The sequence below is a fragment of the Vibrio sp. V03_P4A6T147 genome (genome assembly GCF_002241085.1).
Classification (GTDB): Bacteria; Pseudomonadota; Gammaproteobacteria; order Enterobacterales; family Vibrionaceae; genus Vibrio; species Vibrio anguillarum.
The window spans coordinates 1-15,489 of record NZ_NDIO01000233.1 but is presented as its reverse complement, the minus strand read 5'-3'; the positions used below and the strand labels follow the sequence as shown (position 1 = coordinate 15,489).

At 44.9% G+C, this 15,489-nt stretch carries 13 protein-coding genes; 8 read left to right on the top strand and 5 right to left on the bottom strand.

What is annotated here, in order from left to right:
• Positions 1–623: 623 nt before the first annotated feature.
• The 4 genes from B9J84_RS09310 (at position 624) to yddG (ending at position 3,721) form a co-directional block, all read left to right on the top strand.
• The gene (locus B9J84_RS09310) at positions 624–1,610 is read left to right on the top strand and encodes a Gfo/Idh/MocA family protein (protein ID WP_094124008.1); all 987 of its coding nucleotides are present in this window, start codon (positions 624–626) and stop codon (positions 1,608–1,610) included.
• 30 nt (positions 1,611–1,640) lie between these two features.
• Positions 1,641–2,039: an OsmC family protein gene (locus tag B9J84_RS09305; protein ID WP_026028175.1), complete on the top strand. Its 399-nt coding sequence runs from the start codon at positions 1,641–1,643 to the stop codon at positions 2,037–2,039.
• A gap of 171 nt (positions 2,040–2,210) precedes the next feature.
• Positions 2,211–2,810: a sugar O-acetyltransferase gene (locus tag B9J84_RS09300; RefSeq protein WP_179217548.1), complete on the top strand. Its 600-nt coding sequence runs from the start codon at positions 2,211–2,213 to the stop codon at positions 2,808–2,810.
• The gene (gene yddG / locus B9J84_RS09295; RefSeq protein ID WP_094124006.1) at positions 2,807–3,721 is read left to right on the top strand and encodes an aromatic amino acid DMT transporter YddG; all 915 of its coding nucleotides are present in this window, start codon (positions 2,807–2,809) and stop codon (positions 3,719–3,721) included. Before B9J84_RS09300 ends, yddG begins: the two co-directional genes overlap by 4 nt.
• A 75-nt stretch (positions 3,722–3,796) precedes the next feature.
• On the opposite strand, the gene B9J84_RS09290 is transcribed toward yddG, so the two are convergent.
• Both B9J84_RS09290 and B9J84_RS09285 read right to left on the bottom strand, forming a co-directional pair.
• Positions 3,797–4,693: a cation diffusion facilitator family transporter gene (locus B9J84_RS09290; RefSeq protein WP_017043151.1), complete on the bottom strand. Its 897-nt coding sequence runs from the start codon at positions 4,691–4,693 to the stop codon at positions 3,797–3,799.
• 219 nt (positions 4,694–4,912) lie between these two features.
• Entirely contained in the window at positions 4,913–5,791 is an 879-nt protein-coding gene (locus B9J84_RS09285) for a LysR family transcriptional regulator (protein WP_010319645.1), read from the bottom strand.
• 213 nt (positions 5,792–6,004) lie between these two features.
• On the opposite strand from B9J84_RS09285, the gene B9J84_RS09280 reads away from it, so the two are divergent.
• Positions 6,005–6,586 (top strand): class I SAM-dependent methyltransferase, encoded by a 582-nt coding sequence (locus B9J84_RS09280; protein WP_047688686.1) that lies wholly within the window; start codon positions 6,005–6,007, stop codon positions 6,584–6,586.
• Between the two features lie 287 nt (positions 6,587–6,873).
• Here the strand turns inward: B9J84_RS09280 and B9J84_RS09275 are convergent, their stop codons facing one another.
• Complete coding sequence (locus tag B9J84_RS09275) at positions 6,874–7,797, bottom strand: LysR substrate-binding domain-containing protein (protein WP_179217547.1); 924 nt, start codon at positions 7,795–7,797, stop codon at positions 6,874–6,876.
• Positions 7,798–7,950: 153 nt separating this feature from the next.
• Positions 7,951–9,924 carry an acetoacetate--CoA ligase gene (locus B9J84_RS09270; RefSeq protein ID WP_179217549.1) on the bottom strand — a complete coding sequence of 658 codons (1,974 nt, stop codon included), beginning with the start codon at positions 9,922–9,924 and terminating at the stop codon, positions 7,951–7,953.
• 270 nt (positions 9,925–10,194) lie between these two features.
• On the opposite strand from B9J84_RS09270, the gene phhA reads away from it, so the two are divergent.
• The 3 genes from phhA to B9J84_RS09255 all read left to right on the top strand — a co-directional run bounded on the left by phhA (position 10,195) and on the right by B9J84_RS09255 (position 13,951).
• Positions 10,195–10,986 carry a phenylalanine 4-monooxygenase gene (gene phhA, locus B9J84_RS09265; RefSeq protein WP_017045087.1) on the top strand — a complete coding sequence of 264 codons (792 nt, stop codon included), beginning with the start codon at positions 10,195–10,197 and terminating at the stop codon, positions 10,984–10,986.
• Positions 10,979–11,311: a 4a-hydroxytetrahydrobiopterin dehydratase gene (locus B9J84_RS09260; protein WP_017049984.1), complete on the top strand. Its 333-nt coding sequence runs from the start codon at positions 10,979–10,981 to the stop codon at positions 11,309–11,311. Before phhA ends, B9J84_RS09260 begins: the two co-directional genes overlap by 8 nt.
• Before the next feature lie 315 nt (positions 11,312–11,626).
• A complete protein-coding gene (locus tag B9J84_RS09255; protein WP_094124003.1) occupies positions 11,627–13,951 on the top strand; it encodes a methyl-accepting chemotaxis protein in 2,325 nt (774 codons plus the stop codon).
• A gap of 76 nt (positions 13,952–14,027) precedes the next feature.
• Here B9J84_RS09255 and B9J84_RS09250 read toward each other — a convergent pair whose 3' ends face one another.
• Complete coding sequence (locus tag B9J84_RS09250) at positions 14,028–15,422, bottom strand: MATE family efflux transporter (protein WP_064626635.1); 1,395 nt, start codon at positions 15,420–15,422, stop codon at positions 14,028–14,030.
• Between the last annotated feature and the right edge of the window lie 67 nt (positions 15,423–15,489).

Here is a 15,489-nt window from a genome sequence, read left to right as displayed (position 1 = left end):
CTCTTACACGTATCGTGAGACTTTAACGTTTCGCTATGCAATAAAAAGAGATTGAATTTCTGTAATTATTTGAATTTAAATGATAATTCTCATTCGGTGTCTTTCTGGTAGAGAAAAAACAACAGGTGGGGGATTGCTGAAAAAAGTGAAATCCGTAATCTGAAGTTGTCAGCAGGAAGCGGACACGGAACAGGAAAGACCCAAGGATAGGTCATCTTCAGGACGAAGATTCGATAATTCAGGAAGAATGATCGGCAAGGATAGCGAAGGACATTAGCTGGATGCTGAATAACTAGGATGGTTATCAAGGAAAGTTAATGGACGGTGCAAAGGAAAAGTGCACAAATCTGTCGGGACGACGGAGTTAAGGACACCGCTAGGAAGGCGATGAAAGGGAATGCGCTGAGGGAATCAGCAGACTATCAAGGAATTGATGCAGGGAGCACTTATCAGTAGCTGGATTGCTGCGAGTAAGAACTGGAACCCCACTAAGTGAGAGCTTAGTGGGGTTTTCTTTATTTTGGTTACCTAAAAATAATGGCCACCTGAAAATAATAAGTGGTGAGGTTAACATTGCTTCCTGCGGAGTAACTCCAGATAATAGGTGAAAATAATGAAAGGATATGATGATGATTCGCTTAGCCGTTATTGGAACCAACTGGATTACTGACCAATTTATCGAAGGGGCATTAAAAACGGGGGAATTTCAGCTAGTAGCGGTTTATTCCCGTTCGCTGGACAGGGCGAAACAATTTGCCGAAAAATACGATGCTCCTGCTTTGTTTACTGACCTTAAGAGCCTAGGTGAGAGTGACAATGTGGATGCCGTGTACATCGCCAGCCCGAATGTACTGCATGGTCCACAGTCGATTCAAATGATGCAAGCGGGCAAACATGTTATCTGTGAGAAGCCGCTGGCTTCTGATTTCTCATTAGCACAGCAGATGTATCAAGTTGCCAAACAGCATGGCGTAGTATTATTCGAGGCCTTTATAACCCCACATTTGCCCAATTTTTCCGTTCTCAAACAAGAGCTATCGCAGATTGGCGCTATCCGTAAAGCGGTGCTCAGCTACTGCCAGTATTCCTCTCGTTACCCTAAATATCTCAAAGGTGAGATGCCCAATACCTTTTTGCCCGAGTTCTCTAATGGTTCGATCATGGATATTGGTTATTACTGTTTGGGCTCAGCCATTGAACTGTTTGGTGAGCCTAAATCGGTGCAAGCCCAAGCGCATTTACTGGAGACGGGGGTTGATGGTAACGGCAGTGTGATCTTAGGATATGACGGTTTTGATGTGCTATTAATGCATTCAAAAACCAGTGACTCCTATTTGCCGAGCGAAATTCAAGGTGAAGAGGCTGCACTGCACGTTGAGATGATTTCTACCTGCAACCGCATTACGAGAATTAACCGTAGTGGTCAAACCCAAGATCTGAGTATTGAGCAACACGCCAACCGCATGTTTTACGAAGCACAAAAATTTGCAGATCAGATACAGAACAAGACAATAGATGAGCAATGCAAATTACGCTCACTCACCGTTTCCAAATTATTGACAGAAATACGCCGCCAAACGGGCGTGATTTTTCCAACCGATAACCTGTAGTTTCATCGCACAGAGAAGAGAGCAAAAATAATGCAAGCTGAAGTAAAGTGGGTCGAAAATTTCAAGTTCTTGGGCCAATCCCAATCTGGTCATTCGGTGGTGATGGATGGCAGTGGTGGTGCAACCGCGCCTAGCCCGATGGAGATGGTTCTTATGGCCGCGGGAGGTTGTAGCTCTGTGGATGTGGTTGATGGCTTAAAATCGGCCAATCAACAGGTCACTGCATGTAACGCCAAATTGACGGCTGAGCGCCGTGAAACCGCACCGCGGATTTTTACGCTAGTCAATATCCATTTCGACGTATCAGGCGTTGATCTTGACCCTAATGTCGTTGAAAAAGTGACGGCCGATTCATTAGAAAAGTACTGTTCTGTCTGCTTAATGTTAGGCAAAGGTGTCACAATGACTCACAGTTGGTCGATTGTTTAAGCCATTCAATCAATAAAACTAGGAAAAAGCAATATGCTCTGATCTTGTCTTTTCCTGTGCGTTACAGGTTGGTTGAAATTAAAGAGGAAAGTGAAACAGTGAGCTTTTCTCTTTTTTCTTTTGTTTATCCAAGTAGTCTAAATACACTAGATGCATAAGGAGGAACGGCTCATGACCGAAATGGAAAAAATGATGAATGGTATGGTGTTTGACGGTGCAGACCCAGAAATGGAAGCCATTCGTAGCAAAGCAGGACATTTACTGTTGCAGATCAACCAATGCGCCGATGCTACAGCCCGCCATCAATTGCAAACTCAGCTATATCGTCAAATTGGCCAACAAAGTGTTGTGCAGCCTCCTTTCTATTGTGAATTCGGTGAAACAATTTCCATTGGTGATCAAACCTTTATCAACATGAATGTCACTATGCTTGATGGCGCTAAAATCACGATTGGTAATCATGTTTTGATTGGCCCTAACACCCAGTTTTATACACCAGCGCATGCTTTGGATTATCGCAGCCGCCGCTTGTGGGAAACATTTTGTAAGCCGATTACGGTTGAAGATGACGTATGGATTGGTGGCAACGTTGTGATTAATCAAGGAGTCACGATTGGTGCGCGTTCGGTTGTCGCGGCAAATTCAGTGGTCAATCAGGATGTGCCAGCTGATAGCCTAGTCGGAGGCACACCAGCGAGAGTGCTCCGTTCATTAAAAGAAATGAATGGAACATCTGACCTGCATAGTGCAGTTAAGGAAGGGCATCATTGAAGCAGCATAAACATACACTATTTGGTGTTGCGGCTATCTTGCTGTGGAGCTGTCTCATGGGGCTAATCAGAACGGTCACCGAGCAATTTAGCCCAATTGGTGGGGCGGCACTGATTTACACTGTGAGCTCAGTATTTCTGATGCTTGTCATGGGCGTGCCTAAATTCAAACACTTTTCTCTGCGTTATGTTCTGATCGGTGGCGTGCTTTTTGTGAGCTACGAAATCTGCTTAGCATTAGCGTTAGGTATGGCCAATGATCGCCATCAAGCGCTCGAGATGGCGGTGATTAACTATTTGTGGCCAGCCTTGACAGTGTTGTTTGCGGTATTTCTCAGCCGTAAACCCGTCCATATTCTGGTGTATCCAAGCGTTGCGCTCGCATTTGTTGGGGTTGCTTGGACCATTACTGGTGATAGTGGGTTTTCGGTGATGCAAATCTCAGCCAATATTGCGACTAATCCCTTAACCTATAGCATGGCGTTTGGCGGGGCGATTATTTGGGCTGTTTATTGCAATATCACCAAACAGTTAGCCAATGGACAAAATGCCATTATCCTGTTCTTTATGGCTACTGCTATCGCCCTCTGGATTAAGTATTTTCTTAGCAGCGAAAGCACTTTAGTGTTTAGCGTTCCAGCAACCTTGAATTTAGCGTTAACGGGTGTGGTGATGGGCAGCGGTTATGCACTTTGGAATGTGGCAATCTTGCGCGGCAACATGGTTCTATTGGCGACTCTTTCTTATTTCACGCCAGTGATTTCAACCTTGCTTTCATCGCTAATCTTAGGTGTAGCGCTTGGGCTAAGCTTTTGGCAAGGTGTGATTATGGTGACGATGGGTTCTTTAATTTGTTGGTGGGCGACCAGAGAACGTCAATCTACTGTGCAAGAGAAAATGCCAATAGCCTGACATCGCAACAGCTTTGCTATGTATAAAAAAGCCCTCTCGGGAACGAGAGGGCTTTTTCCGTTTAATTGAGACTGATTAACGAGCTACGTTCATGGTTAATTGCAGTACGAATGGCAGCTTTGATAAACGCTTATGTAGCGAGCGACGAGTACTTTCGATATCTTCGAGTGCAATCATTTCATTCTCATCAGGGCGAATGTCGACATTGACCCACAGCTCATGACCGACTTTAGTCACCGCAGTCAACTCGATATCTTGCTCTGATTCTTCACCTACGGCAATGACACCTTGATCCACGGTTTTACAAATCTCTTTGCTTGGTGACATCATCAACAATTCACGCGTTGCCGATTTAAGCATGTCATAAGGCACTTTGATAAAGTAAAACGACATTAATAGCATCATGATTGGGTCTGCATAGACGGCATATTTTGCCCAAGGAGACAAGGTCATCAACCAAGCGGCAATGAAACCGACCGTTACCGCGACGCTTAATAGCGTGTCCATTTGCCACTGTTTTACTTCAGCGTCAATCAAACCAGAAGAGTAACGTTTACTCTTGTTGACCATGAACCACCACGCAATCGCACAACCAATCACGTTCACTGTGCCAAAAACAGTGGCGATAGAAGCATCCACTTCTCGACCACCGCTAAACAATGCCATGACAGCCGAGTACAACGAATAACTCACGACTAACAAAATAACGCTGGCTTTGATAGCAATAACCGCAGGTTCTAGCACCGCGCGTCCAAAGGGAAAAGTCGAGTCAGAAGGTTTACGAATGTAGCGTGACGCCACCAGCGACAATAATGTTAACAGCAAACTAACCAGTGAATACACACCGTCAAACACGATAACCAGTGAACCGACAAGCATACCAACCACAAGTCCGCCACCAGCAAAGCCAGAAGCTAAAAGGGCCGAAATCGTCAAAATGCGATTTTCATTATTTCTTGTTCGAGCACACATAAAAGACTACCTGTTGAAAACATGCTGTTATTTTGGCTTAAAGCACGGTTTTGACAATCTCTAAGTGCATTGGTCGTTGGCTTGAATATTGGGAAGTAAGTTTATTTTTAATTAAAACAATTGGTTATGAGTTTATTTGCCTGTCAGGATAATTGACGCTGACTGTCTTCGCTTTAGATTGTTTGAAATGTGGGCATCTTGAAAGCTAAACAACGAAAATTAAAAATCAAACAAATAGTCACGCAACTTATCGGCTAACCAGTTCATGCCAGGGTGTTCGGCCATGCCAGTGGCCGTAAACATGCAGTAATCTTCTTGAGTGAGACCGTAGGTGTGCTTAATCACCGTTAGCTTTTGTTCACGTAGGAAGTGGCGAATTAAAGGTTCTGGCAATACGCCCCATGCATTCTCAGTCAAAATGGTATTGAGCATGTAATCGAAACTGGAAAAGCCAATGTAGCGACGAGAGAAAGGTTGTAATTCGGGGTTATCTTTTTCGTTTAAATAGACCATCACGGCTTGCATTGCTCTGCGCAGCTCTTCGTCGGTGACTCGCGAAATTTTAGTTAGCGGGTGGTCACTTTTGCACACCGACATCATCCGGATTTTACCCAAAGGTTGATAAGTGATCCGCGGGTCGTTGATTCTTTCGTAATCGACGCCAAAGGCAAAATCGACTTGATGAGTGGCAATCAAGTTGGCTAAGTCGCCGCTAGAAGCCAATACAAGGTTGAACGAGGTCGCGGGAAAACGATTATTCAGCTGGTGTGCAAAATCTTGCCACAAGGCATCAGGAAGAGAATCATCACGGGCAATCCACATCTCGGCGTTGAAGCCCCGTGATATTTGCGTACAGGTGTGTTTTATACGTGCAATGGTCACCAAAACACTTTCACAATCTTTATAAATCGCTTTCCCCGCTTCAGATAAGGTCAGGTTGTTGCCAGTGCGCACAAAAAGAGCGGTATCGAGCTCTTTCTCCAACGCTTTAATCGCCATGCTGAGTTTGGTTCGGTTACATTCTAATTGTCGCGCCGCTTCGGAGACTGAGCCAGTGTCCGCGACAGAGAAAAATGCTTCAATTTGAGAAAGGTTCATAACGTTCTCTAAGGCACAATAATGGGTTGATCATAAACAATTTTAGTACCACTGCCTACCTGATGTTCTTCTACCAACTGACGGTTTTCTCGCCAATCAAAGCCAGTTCATCATTTCTTAGTCAAGATTGAGCTGTAACTCTATGAACGTAACACAGTTTTGGTTTATTCTTGGGAAAATTTCCCCAATACAAGAAGTAACACGGAGGCCATGATGGCGAACGAATGGGATGAGTGTGCGGCTCAGTGGGAGCAGGACGAATCCACAACGCTTTTTGCTCAAAATGTGTTTCAGCAATTGCAGAAACGGGTCACTCTCGAAGGTAAACATGTTCTTGATTTCGGGTGTGGTACGGGTTTGCTGAGCCAAATGATGTCTCGCCATGCCAGAGATATTGTCGCGCTCGATGGCTCTGAGGCCATGATTGAAGAGTTGGATAAAAAAGAGTTGGCCAACGTTGAACCCGTGGTGGATTTTCTGACCCGTGGTCTAGTCGCGCAACATCCGGCCTTTCGCAAACAATTCGATCTTGTTGTGGCGTCATCTGTGTGCGCGTTTGTGCCGAATCTTAATGAAGTATTTACCATCATTCATTCTCTATTAGATGAGCATGGCGTTTTTATTCATTGGGACTGGTTGGTTGAAGAAGATGATCCTGACTATGGTCTTAGCCAAAACCAAATTGAGACACAACTGAAAAGCGCAGGTTTTAGCCAAGTGGAAACCGCAGTTGCGTTTGAGATTAAAAATTCAAAAGGTCTAGCGCCAGTAGTGATGGGTATTGGTAGGAAATAACATCATAAAGTCGATGGTTTTCCAGATTGAGAATGGCTTATTTACATTATTTCACTGTTCCATAATGACCAACTTGCGTAAGCTCTAGCTTGTTGATAAGTGTCATGATAGTCACTCCCTAGAAGACTATAAGGCATTGATCACGAATAATTCTGTTTGTTGACTGATAACTCATGGCTAGGGTTAAGCAAAAATAAAAGCACATCAGAAGATAAATAAAGAAGGCCAGCGCAAAATAGTGCTGGCCTTCTTTATTTTAAGCATTGAGCTAAATTTTCAATGTTGATTCACAAACATCTGTGTGGTTTTTTGAGTTGATCACACAACCATTTCAAAGCTTGGTCGTTCATACTGGGCTTGTTCCACACTAAACTGTAAGCCACTTTCCCATAATTGAAAGGTAACGGTTTGATGAGCAACTCCCTAGCTTGCATCGCTTGTTCCGCCCAGCGTTTGGAGCAAGTAAAGAGTGAGTCGGTATGTTTGCATAAGATGGCGGCCGCACCAAAGTCAGCAACAACAACTGGAACATGACGAGCTCGATGAGATTGAGCTAAATTCTGTTCAAAAAAAGGTTCAGCCAGCTCTTTGTCCATGATGCCGATATGCGATTGAGCAAGGTAGTGATCGATAGTGAGTTCTTCATTGGCTAAAGTATGATCACTACGCATTAAGCAGACCATTTCATCGTGAGCAATCACTTCCCACACGAGTTCTTTATCTCGCGTTGGGGGCTGGCTGATATCGTGTGGCAAAATGACGAAATCAATCAGCCCGCTTTGCAGGGCGTCGAAGCCATAGTGATCTTTCGAGTAGATAGTAAAGGAAGCTTGCGGTGCATGATTTTTTATTACGTTTGTCAAAATAGGAGCAAACAACTCAAAGGCACTTTCTCGCATCGCAAGGCGGTATTTCCCCTGATAGTGTTGAGGTTCGAAATTTGAGTGATGCAGCAATCCATTCATGCTAGAGAGGATTGAATGGACAGTGGGGCCCATTTGTAGCGCGAAAGGGGTAGGTATCAAATGTGTACCGTCACGATAAAATAGTTCATCTTCCAAGAGAATGCGCAATTGCGACAAGTTTTTACTGATGCTTGAAGGGCTAATGCAGAGCTGGGCTGCTGTCTGCGTGACGCTGCGGGTACTGAGCATGACGTGTAGCGCTGTTAAGTGTTTTAAACTGATTCTTGAAAGGTGAATATAATCCATAAATAAAGGCGGTTCCTCCAAACTTTTTCAAAAGCATATCACTGACATACTGACAAATTACACGAAAAGATGCGGGTTATTTGACAAGCTGCCGAAATATTTACCGCTATGTACCTACATCAACTTCCATCGCCTTTATTTCGAGAATCGTGTTTATGTAAACAGCGCGTGGATTTCTTCTAATACATGAGGATTGGCAATGGCACCTAAGTTTTTGACTGTCTCGCCATGAAGTAGTTGCTTCACCGCGAGTTCTACCAGTTTTCCGGATTTGGTGCGCGGCACATCACTGATGGAATGGATCTGCGCAGGAACATGACGAGGGGAGCAGTTTTCTCTTAGGCGCTGTTTGATGGTGTTCACCAGTAGGGTGTTGAGTTCGCACTGTGGAGCCAGTTGTACAAAAAGGATGATCTGCTCATCATTATCGATTTTCTGACCCACTGCGACCGAATCTTGTATTTCAGGCAAGCTATTTACTTGCTGATAAATTTCCGACGTGCCGATACGCACGCCTCCAGGGTTTAAGGTGGTGTCACTGCGCCCATAAAAACGTATTCCCCCATTGTCGGTCCACTCAACTTCATCACCGTGGTGCCATACACCAGAGAACTTGCTCCAATACGCATCGTGATAACGTTGGCCATCGTCATGCCAAAACCCGATGGGTTGATTAGGGAAACTGTTGCAGCAGACTAACTCTCCCCGTTGTTGTATCACGGGTTGACCAAGGTCGTTAAATACGGCGACATCAAGTCCTAAGCCTGCGCCTTGGCATTCTCCTCGATACACCGGCGATATGGGGTTGCCAAGCACGAAGCAGCCACAAATATCGGTTCCACCCGAGATAGAGGCGAGGTGTAAGTCCGCTTTTATGTTGGCGTATACATAATCAAATTGTTTTGGGTACAAAACCGAACCTGTTGAACACAATGTTTTCAGTGAGGAGAGAGGGTAGTAATCGCTCGGTGAATACGCAGTTTTTTGCAGTGCCTCTAAATATTTGGCCGATGTACCGAACAAAGTGATGTTGGCTTCTTCTGCCAAATCCCACAATACACCCGGTTGCGGATACATTGGGCTACCATCATAAATAACCAACGTAGCACCGCTAGCGAGCGCCGAAACATGCCAGTTCCACATCATCCACCCACAAGTGGTGTAATAAAACACACGATCGCCCGGTTGAATATCACAGTGTAATTGATGCTCTTTGAGATGATTTAAAATCGTACCGCCAACCGAATGGGCGATGCATTTAGGTTTACCTGTCGTACCTGATGAGTACAAGATAAACAGTGGGTCATTGAAGCCAACGCGTTCATAGCGTAGCCCACGTGGAAGGTAACTTGCGAGAATCGCATTCCAATCAGAAAAAGCGTCGTTAAAATCAGACGTGAGTGAGCGTTGCTGTAAATATTCGATCTGACAAATGTTGTGTAGGCTCGAAATAGCATCGGCAATCTGACCGTTTTTTTCTTCCATGAGGTGGGTTTTGCCATTAAACGTATACCCATTGCAGCAGAACAAAATTTTGGGTTGTACTTGGCCGAAACGCTCCACTACGCTGTCGACACCGAAATCAGGAGAGGTTGATGTCCAAACGGCTCCTAAGCTAGTAGCCGCTAACATAGCCACTAAAGTTTCGGTCATATAGGGTAAGTAACCGGCGACAACATCACCTTTTTCAACTCCATTTTGTTTTAACCACTGCTGGATAATAGAAACCTGATCACTGAGTTGCTGCCATGTTAGCTTCTTGCTTTGCCCATTTTCATTTTTAAACCAAACGGCAATGCCTTCTGGTTGTTGAAACGCATAAGAAAGCAGATTTTCCGCGTAGTTCAATTGTGCTTGGGGAAACCAAATTGTGTCTCTGGCGGCGGTGAAGTCATCCCATCTCGCAATCCCCTCACCGTAAATGCAGTTACCACGAAAGCCGATCACATCGCAAAATTGCCACACTTCTAACCAAAATTGTTTTCTCTCGGCAACGGACCAGAGATGCAGTTGTGAGTAGCTTTCTATCGCCTCACCTTGCATATTAATGTGCTCAATAAACTGGTTTAAATTGGACGCTTTGATGCGGTCTTGGCTAGGGACCCAAAGCGGTGTGTGCGGCGTCAAATTTTCTTCAAACATAATCGCGTTCCCTACAACCCTACAAGTGGGTATATATCCGTTTATTTTCTGATCTGTTGGCACTGTTTAGTGTTGTCGGCGAACGCCGTAAAGTCAAACGGGTTGGCCATAATCATATCCCTGATATCTAAGTAAAAAAACCATAAATGTAAAATATTTGTTACGCGTGAGCGTCGTCAGATGTCGAGCCTAAGATTGGCAGACTTTTCACGAGGCGATAGGCTTAATGCAATCGGTTTGTTAAAAGGTTGTGGTATGACGCAGTATCATTCTAAGCCATTAAATAGCAAAGGTTTCATTGACTGGAGTAACGAAGAGGATCGGATTTGGTATGATCTGATCGCACGTCAAGAGACCGTCGTTGAGCAGCGAGCATGCCAAGCCTATTTGGATGGGTTAGCGATGCTGCAACTCTCTAAAGATCAGGTTCCTCAGTTGCCCGATATCAACCGTATTTTGCAACGTGAAACCGGATGGCAAGTCGAGCCGGTGCCCGCTTTAATTAATTTCGATCGATTTTTCGCCTTATTGGCAGAGAAAAAATTTCCAGTTGCCACGTTTTTGCGTAGCCGTGAAGAGTTTGACTATTTGCAAGAACCGGATTTTTTTCATGAGATTTTTGGTCATTGCGCGATGCTTACTCATCCTGATTTTGCATCATTTACTCAGGTTTACGGCAAGCTTGGGGCTAACGCGAGCCCAAAACAGAGAGCTTATTTGGCGCGGCTCTATTGGTTTACGGTCGAATTTGGTTTAGTGCAAGAAAGTGACGGTGTAAAAATCTATGGCGGAGGTATTTTATCCTCTCCCGCTGAAACCGTGTATAGCCTTGATAATCAAACGGCCATACGTGAAAAATTTGACATCCAACAAGTGCTGAGAACGCCATATCGTATTGATATCATGCAACCCATTTACTATGTGTTGGATGATCTACGAGATCTGTACCATTTGAGCCAAGAAAATCTTGTACAGCAGGTAGAAAGTGCCATGCAGGCAGGCTTGTTGGCCCCCTTATTTCAACCCAAGGAAGAGACCCATGCTTGAAGAATTACGTTGTGAAGCTTGTAGCCTTGATGCGCTAGCATTATCGATCCCCGAGCAGCAGCAACTACTCACTGAACTTGAGGGGTGGTCTATTGTTGTACGTGATGGCATCCCCCAGTTGGAAAAAGTGTATGTGTTCAAAAACTTCAAGTTGGCGTGGGCATTTTCTAACCAAGTTGCTCAATTAGCTGAAGCGGAATTCCACCACCCCAGTTTGTTATTAGAGTGGGGCAAAGTGACCGTGACTTGGTGGAGCCATTCCATCAAAGGATTGCACAAAAACGATTTTATCTGCGCCGCAAAATGTGATGGATTAATCGATTAAAACCAATACTATCAATGTGTTAGTTTTAGATCTCGACCTGGTGGTTATTTTCCCTTCGTTGTGCACTTGAAGCTGCAGCAGTGCTGGCTACGTTTGCTCAACCCAGCATAGAGTTTACTTGTGCTCATGGGGATGAGCTCACTTACCGCCTACCTGCAACTTCAACAAGTTGTTTGGATGTATCCGGTCGTTTTTCTACGCAAAAGCCAAACCGTGACCTACACTTTGAAAAGCTCATAATACAAATTTCATATAAACCCAGTGGCTGGGGCGACGATGGCTTTACAAAAAGTTGTTCATTTCTATGCGTAGGGTTTGACTATGAAAATATCAACGAAAATCATTGCGGCATGTACTATCTTGTGTTCAGTTGGCGTGGTAATCAGCGGTGGTTTTGTTGGGTGGCGAGCATCAGAGCTCTCAAGCCAAGCACTTTATGACCGAGCCGCAAATCAACTTACCTCCGTACGCGAAATCAAAAAGAGTGAAATAACTAACTATTTCAAACAGATCCGTCTGCAAATTGAGACCTTGTCTTCCGAGGTATCGACTCAAGAAGCAATGGATTCTTTTACTCGTTCGTTCTCTCGTTATCCTGCCCACCGTATAACGCCCCAAGATATGGATGCGCTAGAACGGTATTATCGTGATCAGTTTGGTCGTACTTACCGTCAGGAAAACAATGGCAGTCAGCCAAATGAACTTGGTGCATTTGCACAGCTTTCAGAGCAGGGAAAAGCACTGCAGGCTCGCTACATCGGCGTAAACCCTAACGAGCTTGGATCCAAACATCACTTGGATTTTGATTCATTGGGCAGCAGCTATGATGAAGCTCACCGGCGTTATCACGCCTCATTTAGGCGATTTTTAGAAGCGTTTGGCTATTACGATATTTTCCTTGTCGATTTGTCAGGCAACGTGGTTTATACCGTGTTTAAAGAACTGGATTTTGCGACCAATTTATCAACTGGCGCATATCAAAATTCGGGGCTAGGCCATGCATTTGCTAAGGCAAAAAACTTGCAAGAGGGGCAATCCTACCTCGAAGATTTTGCACCTTATTATCCTTCCTATGAGGCAGCGGCTTCGTTTATTTCGGCCCCAATTTTCAAAGAACAGCAGCGGGTAGGCACGCTGATCTTTCAGATGCCGATCGATGTGATCAACAACATCATGACATTTGGCGGTAGCTGGGCTGATGCGGGGCTCGGTAAAAGTGGAGAAACTTACCTTGTGGGGCAAGATGGTTTATTGCGCAGTCAATCACGGTTTTTATTAGAAGATCCTGAGCAATACTTTCAAACCTTAACTGATATTGGTGTTGAGCCTGCCACCATTGAGCAAATCAAAACCAAGGGTTCGGCCATTGGACGTCAACGCATCAAGACCGACGCGGTACGACAGGCATTGGCGGGTGGACAAGGCCTAGAAACCATCAAAGACTATCGCAATGTTGAAGTACTTTCGGCCTACGCACCTCTGGATGTTTTGGGACAAAAATGGGCCATATTAACTGAAATCGATCAATCTGAGGCGTTACGAGATGTCTCGACTTTAGAGCGTTCAGTACTGCAGACGGTGTTGATTAGCATTGCTGTTCTTGTGGTGCTCTCACTCTTTATTTCTTACGTCGTAGGAAGTGGTATATCCAAACCTATCCGTAGTGCGTCGTTAGAGCTGCATCGGATTAATCAGGAGAATGATTTAACCGCGCGTTTAAGTGAAAAGGGTAAAGATGAAATGGCGGAAGTTGCGGTTGCCTTTAACCAGCTATTTAGCAGCTTACAGAAAACCATTGAGCAGTTTGCGCGGGCGACGGAGTCACTCAACGGCAGCACTCATCGTATGTCTTCCAATATGGAGAGCACGCGAGGCGCTGTTGCCGAGCAGAGTATGAGAACAGAATCGGTCGCGGCGGCGGTAAATCAAATGAGTGCTTCAATTGGCGAGGTAGCGCAGTTTGCTAGCCGAGCTGCCGATTATGTGAAATCAGCTAATGATACAGGGTCACAAAGTGTCGACGTCGGGGAAGCGTTGGGAAATGAAATCAGTTTGTTGAGCGATGAGATGAAGATGGCGGTGGAAGCTATTGAGCGGCTCCATAGTGAAAGTAATTCTATTGCTGAAGTGCTTGATGTTATCCAAGCTATCGCCGAGCAGACCAACTTACTTGCCCTTAATGCGGCGATTGAAGCCGCACGTGCTGGCGAGCAGGGGCGTGGTTTTGCGGTCGTTGCCGATGAAGTGCGATCATTAGCAGGGCGCACTCAAACTTCTACTGAAGAGATCCGTAAAAAAATCGATTCGCTACAACATGAAATAAACAGTGTGTCGCAGGGAATTGAAAAGGCCAATAAAACCGTGGTGAAAGGGGTTGAAACCTGCCATTTGAATACGGATATGCTTGCTCAAATCATGTCAATGTTAACCGAACTGAATGACATGAATGTGCAAATTGCTGCCGCGACAGAAGAGCAAAAATCAGTAACGGATGAAATCAGCAGTAGCATTACTTCGATTGCCGATGCTTCACTGTCGGTTTCTGGACAAGTGAATGATGTTGATGGAGTGCTTACCGACCTTTCTGGGCAAGCAGAGACACTAAATAGTGAGATTGCTCAGTTCAAATATAAGGCGTAACACTAAGACATTTCCTACTTAATCAGCAACTGTGTTGGTTACATTCGCTCCAAGCATAGAGTTATACTCGGTTTAACTATGCTTGGAGCGTTGAAGGCTCTGTCTCGTTGACCAAGTTATTGATCCAACGTTTGGAATAGATCCGTTGTGTTGTAAGGATAATTTTGACGGCCTCTTCAAGCATAATAACCATCATAACCCAATGCAAAGGCCAGCCAAGAACCAACCCAGTGTAATAAGCCAACGGAATTCCAATCGCCCATTGGCCAAATAAGTCAATGAAAATACTGTAGTTAATATCGCCGCCACTTTTTAACACGCCACCGATACCGACCATATTAAATACCCGTAGTACCATCCCAAACGCCATTACTAAGCAAACATTCACGGCCATTTGTGTATCATGCAGTGGACTTTTTTCGATCAAAGCGTAAATCCAAGGTTCAGCCAAAAAGCAGAACAATGCCAGCAGCAACGCCAGCCCGCAGCTAGTAAGTACATACCACCAAGAAGTCTGCGCGGCACGTTCGTAACGCTGTGCACCAATTTCATGTCCAAGCAAGATAGAGGCGGCCACGGCAAATCCAAGAAAGGCGGAAATGAGTACACTTTCAATGGGGGAAAGCAGTGAGATAATCGCAAGTTCAGAAACGCCCAACTGGCCGACAATAACGTTGTAAATCAAAATGCCAGCCGCCCATGCTGAATCGTGAATAATCATTGGCCTTGCGACTTTAAAATAGCGCTGTCTATGGTGTTTCATTTTTGCTTGCTGCCAGTTTTCGCGATTGGGCAATAGATGAGCGTAATGTCGCTTTACTTGCCAAAAAAGCAGCATGGTTTGGCAGCCGCGTGAGATGCTTGTGCCAATCGCTGCACCCACAACCCCCAATTCTGGAAAGCCGAACAGGCCAAAGATGAGTAAAGCGTTTAAGACTGCGTTAATAATGATGGCGAGAATGCTTACTTGAGTTGGCAACTTTGCCACGCCGACAGAACGTAGTGCGCTCTCTAGTGGCACTACTAATGCGGTACAAAATAAGCTAAGTGCTGTGATCCATAAATAATCCGTGGCTAGTGTGACGTATTGAGCATCATTGGCCACTAAAGAAACAACAGACTGAGGTATCCACAAATAGAGCAGCATAAAGGGGAGTGTAAACAGCAGAGCCACTATCCAAGACTGAGCCAATGTCCGTTTTATGCCCTCGATGTTACCTGCACCAAAATATTGCGAAGCTAACACGCTTACTGCACCGCTAGCGCCAACAATAACGATGAGATTAAAGAAAAATATTCGGTTGCCAACACCAACGGCCGCCGTAGCGGATTCACCTAATTGGCTGACCATAAAAATATCCACTACACCTAACAGTGAAAACAGCATTGACTGGAGGGATACCGGTACGCCAATATCGATCAATTTGCGCCAAAATTGACGGTCTAGCTGATGAAAGGGAGTCATAAACATGCTGCATTACCTCATTTTGATATGCGGCAAGTGTAAATCGAATCGTAATTTTTGTATTCTCTCAATA

Bases quoted from the DNA above. Each gene is read 5' to 3' on its own strand.
- B9J84_RS09310 (WP_094124008.1), top strand. From the start codon at position 624: ATGATGATGATTCGCTTAGCCGTTATTGGAACCAACTGGATTACTGAC.
- B9J84_RS09305 (WP_026028175.1), top strand. From the start codon at position 1,641: ATGCAAGCTGAAGTAAAGTGGGTCGAAAATTTCAAGTTCTTGGGCCAA.
- B9J84_RS09300 (WP_179217548.1), top strand. From the start codon at position 2,211: ATGACCGAAATGGAAAAAATGATGAATGGTATGGTGTTTGACGGTGCA.
- B9J84_RS09290 (WP_017043151.1), bottom strand. From the start codon at position 4,693: ATGTGTGCTCGAACAAGAAATAATGAAAATCGCATTTTGACGATTTCG.
- B9J84_RS09285 (WP_010319645.1), bottom strand. From the start codon at position 5,791: ATGAACCTTTCTCAAATTGAAGCATTTTTCTCTGTCGCGGACACTGGC.
- B9J84_RS09280 (WP_047688686.1), top strand. From the start codon at position 6,005: ATGGCGAACGAATGGGATGAGTGTGCGGCTCAGTGGGAGCAGGACGAA.
- B9J84_RS09275 (WP_179217547.1), bottom strand. From the start codon at position 7,797: ATGGATTATATTCACCTTTCAAGAATCAGTTTAAAACACTTAACAGCG.
- phhA (WP_017045087.1), top strand. From the start codon at position 10,195: ATGACGCAGTATCATTCTAAGCCATTAAATAGCAAAGGTTTCATTGAC.
- B9J84_RS09260 (WP_017049984.1), top strand. From the start codon at position 10,979: ATGCTTGAAGAATTACGTTGTGAAGCTTGTAGCCTTGATGCGCTAGCA.
- B9J84_RS09250 (WP_064626635.1), bottom strand. From the start codon at position 15,422: ATGTTTATGACTCCCTTTCATCAGCTAGACCGTCAATTTTGGCGCAAA.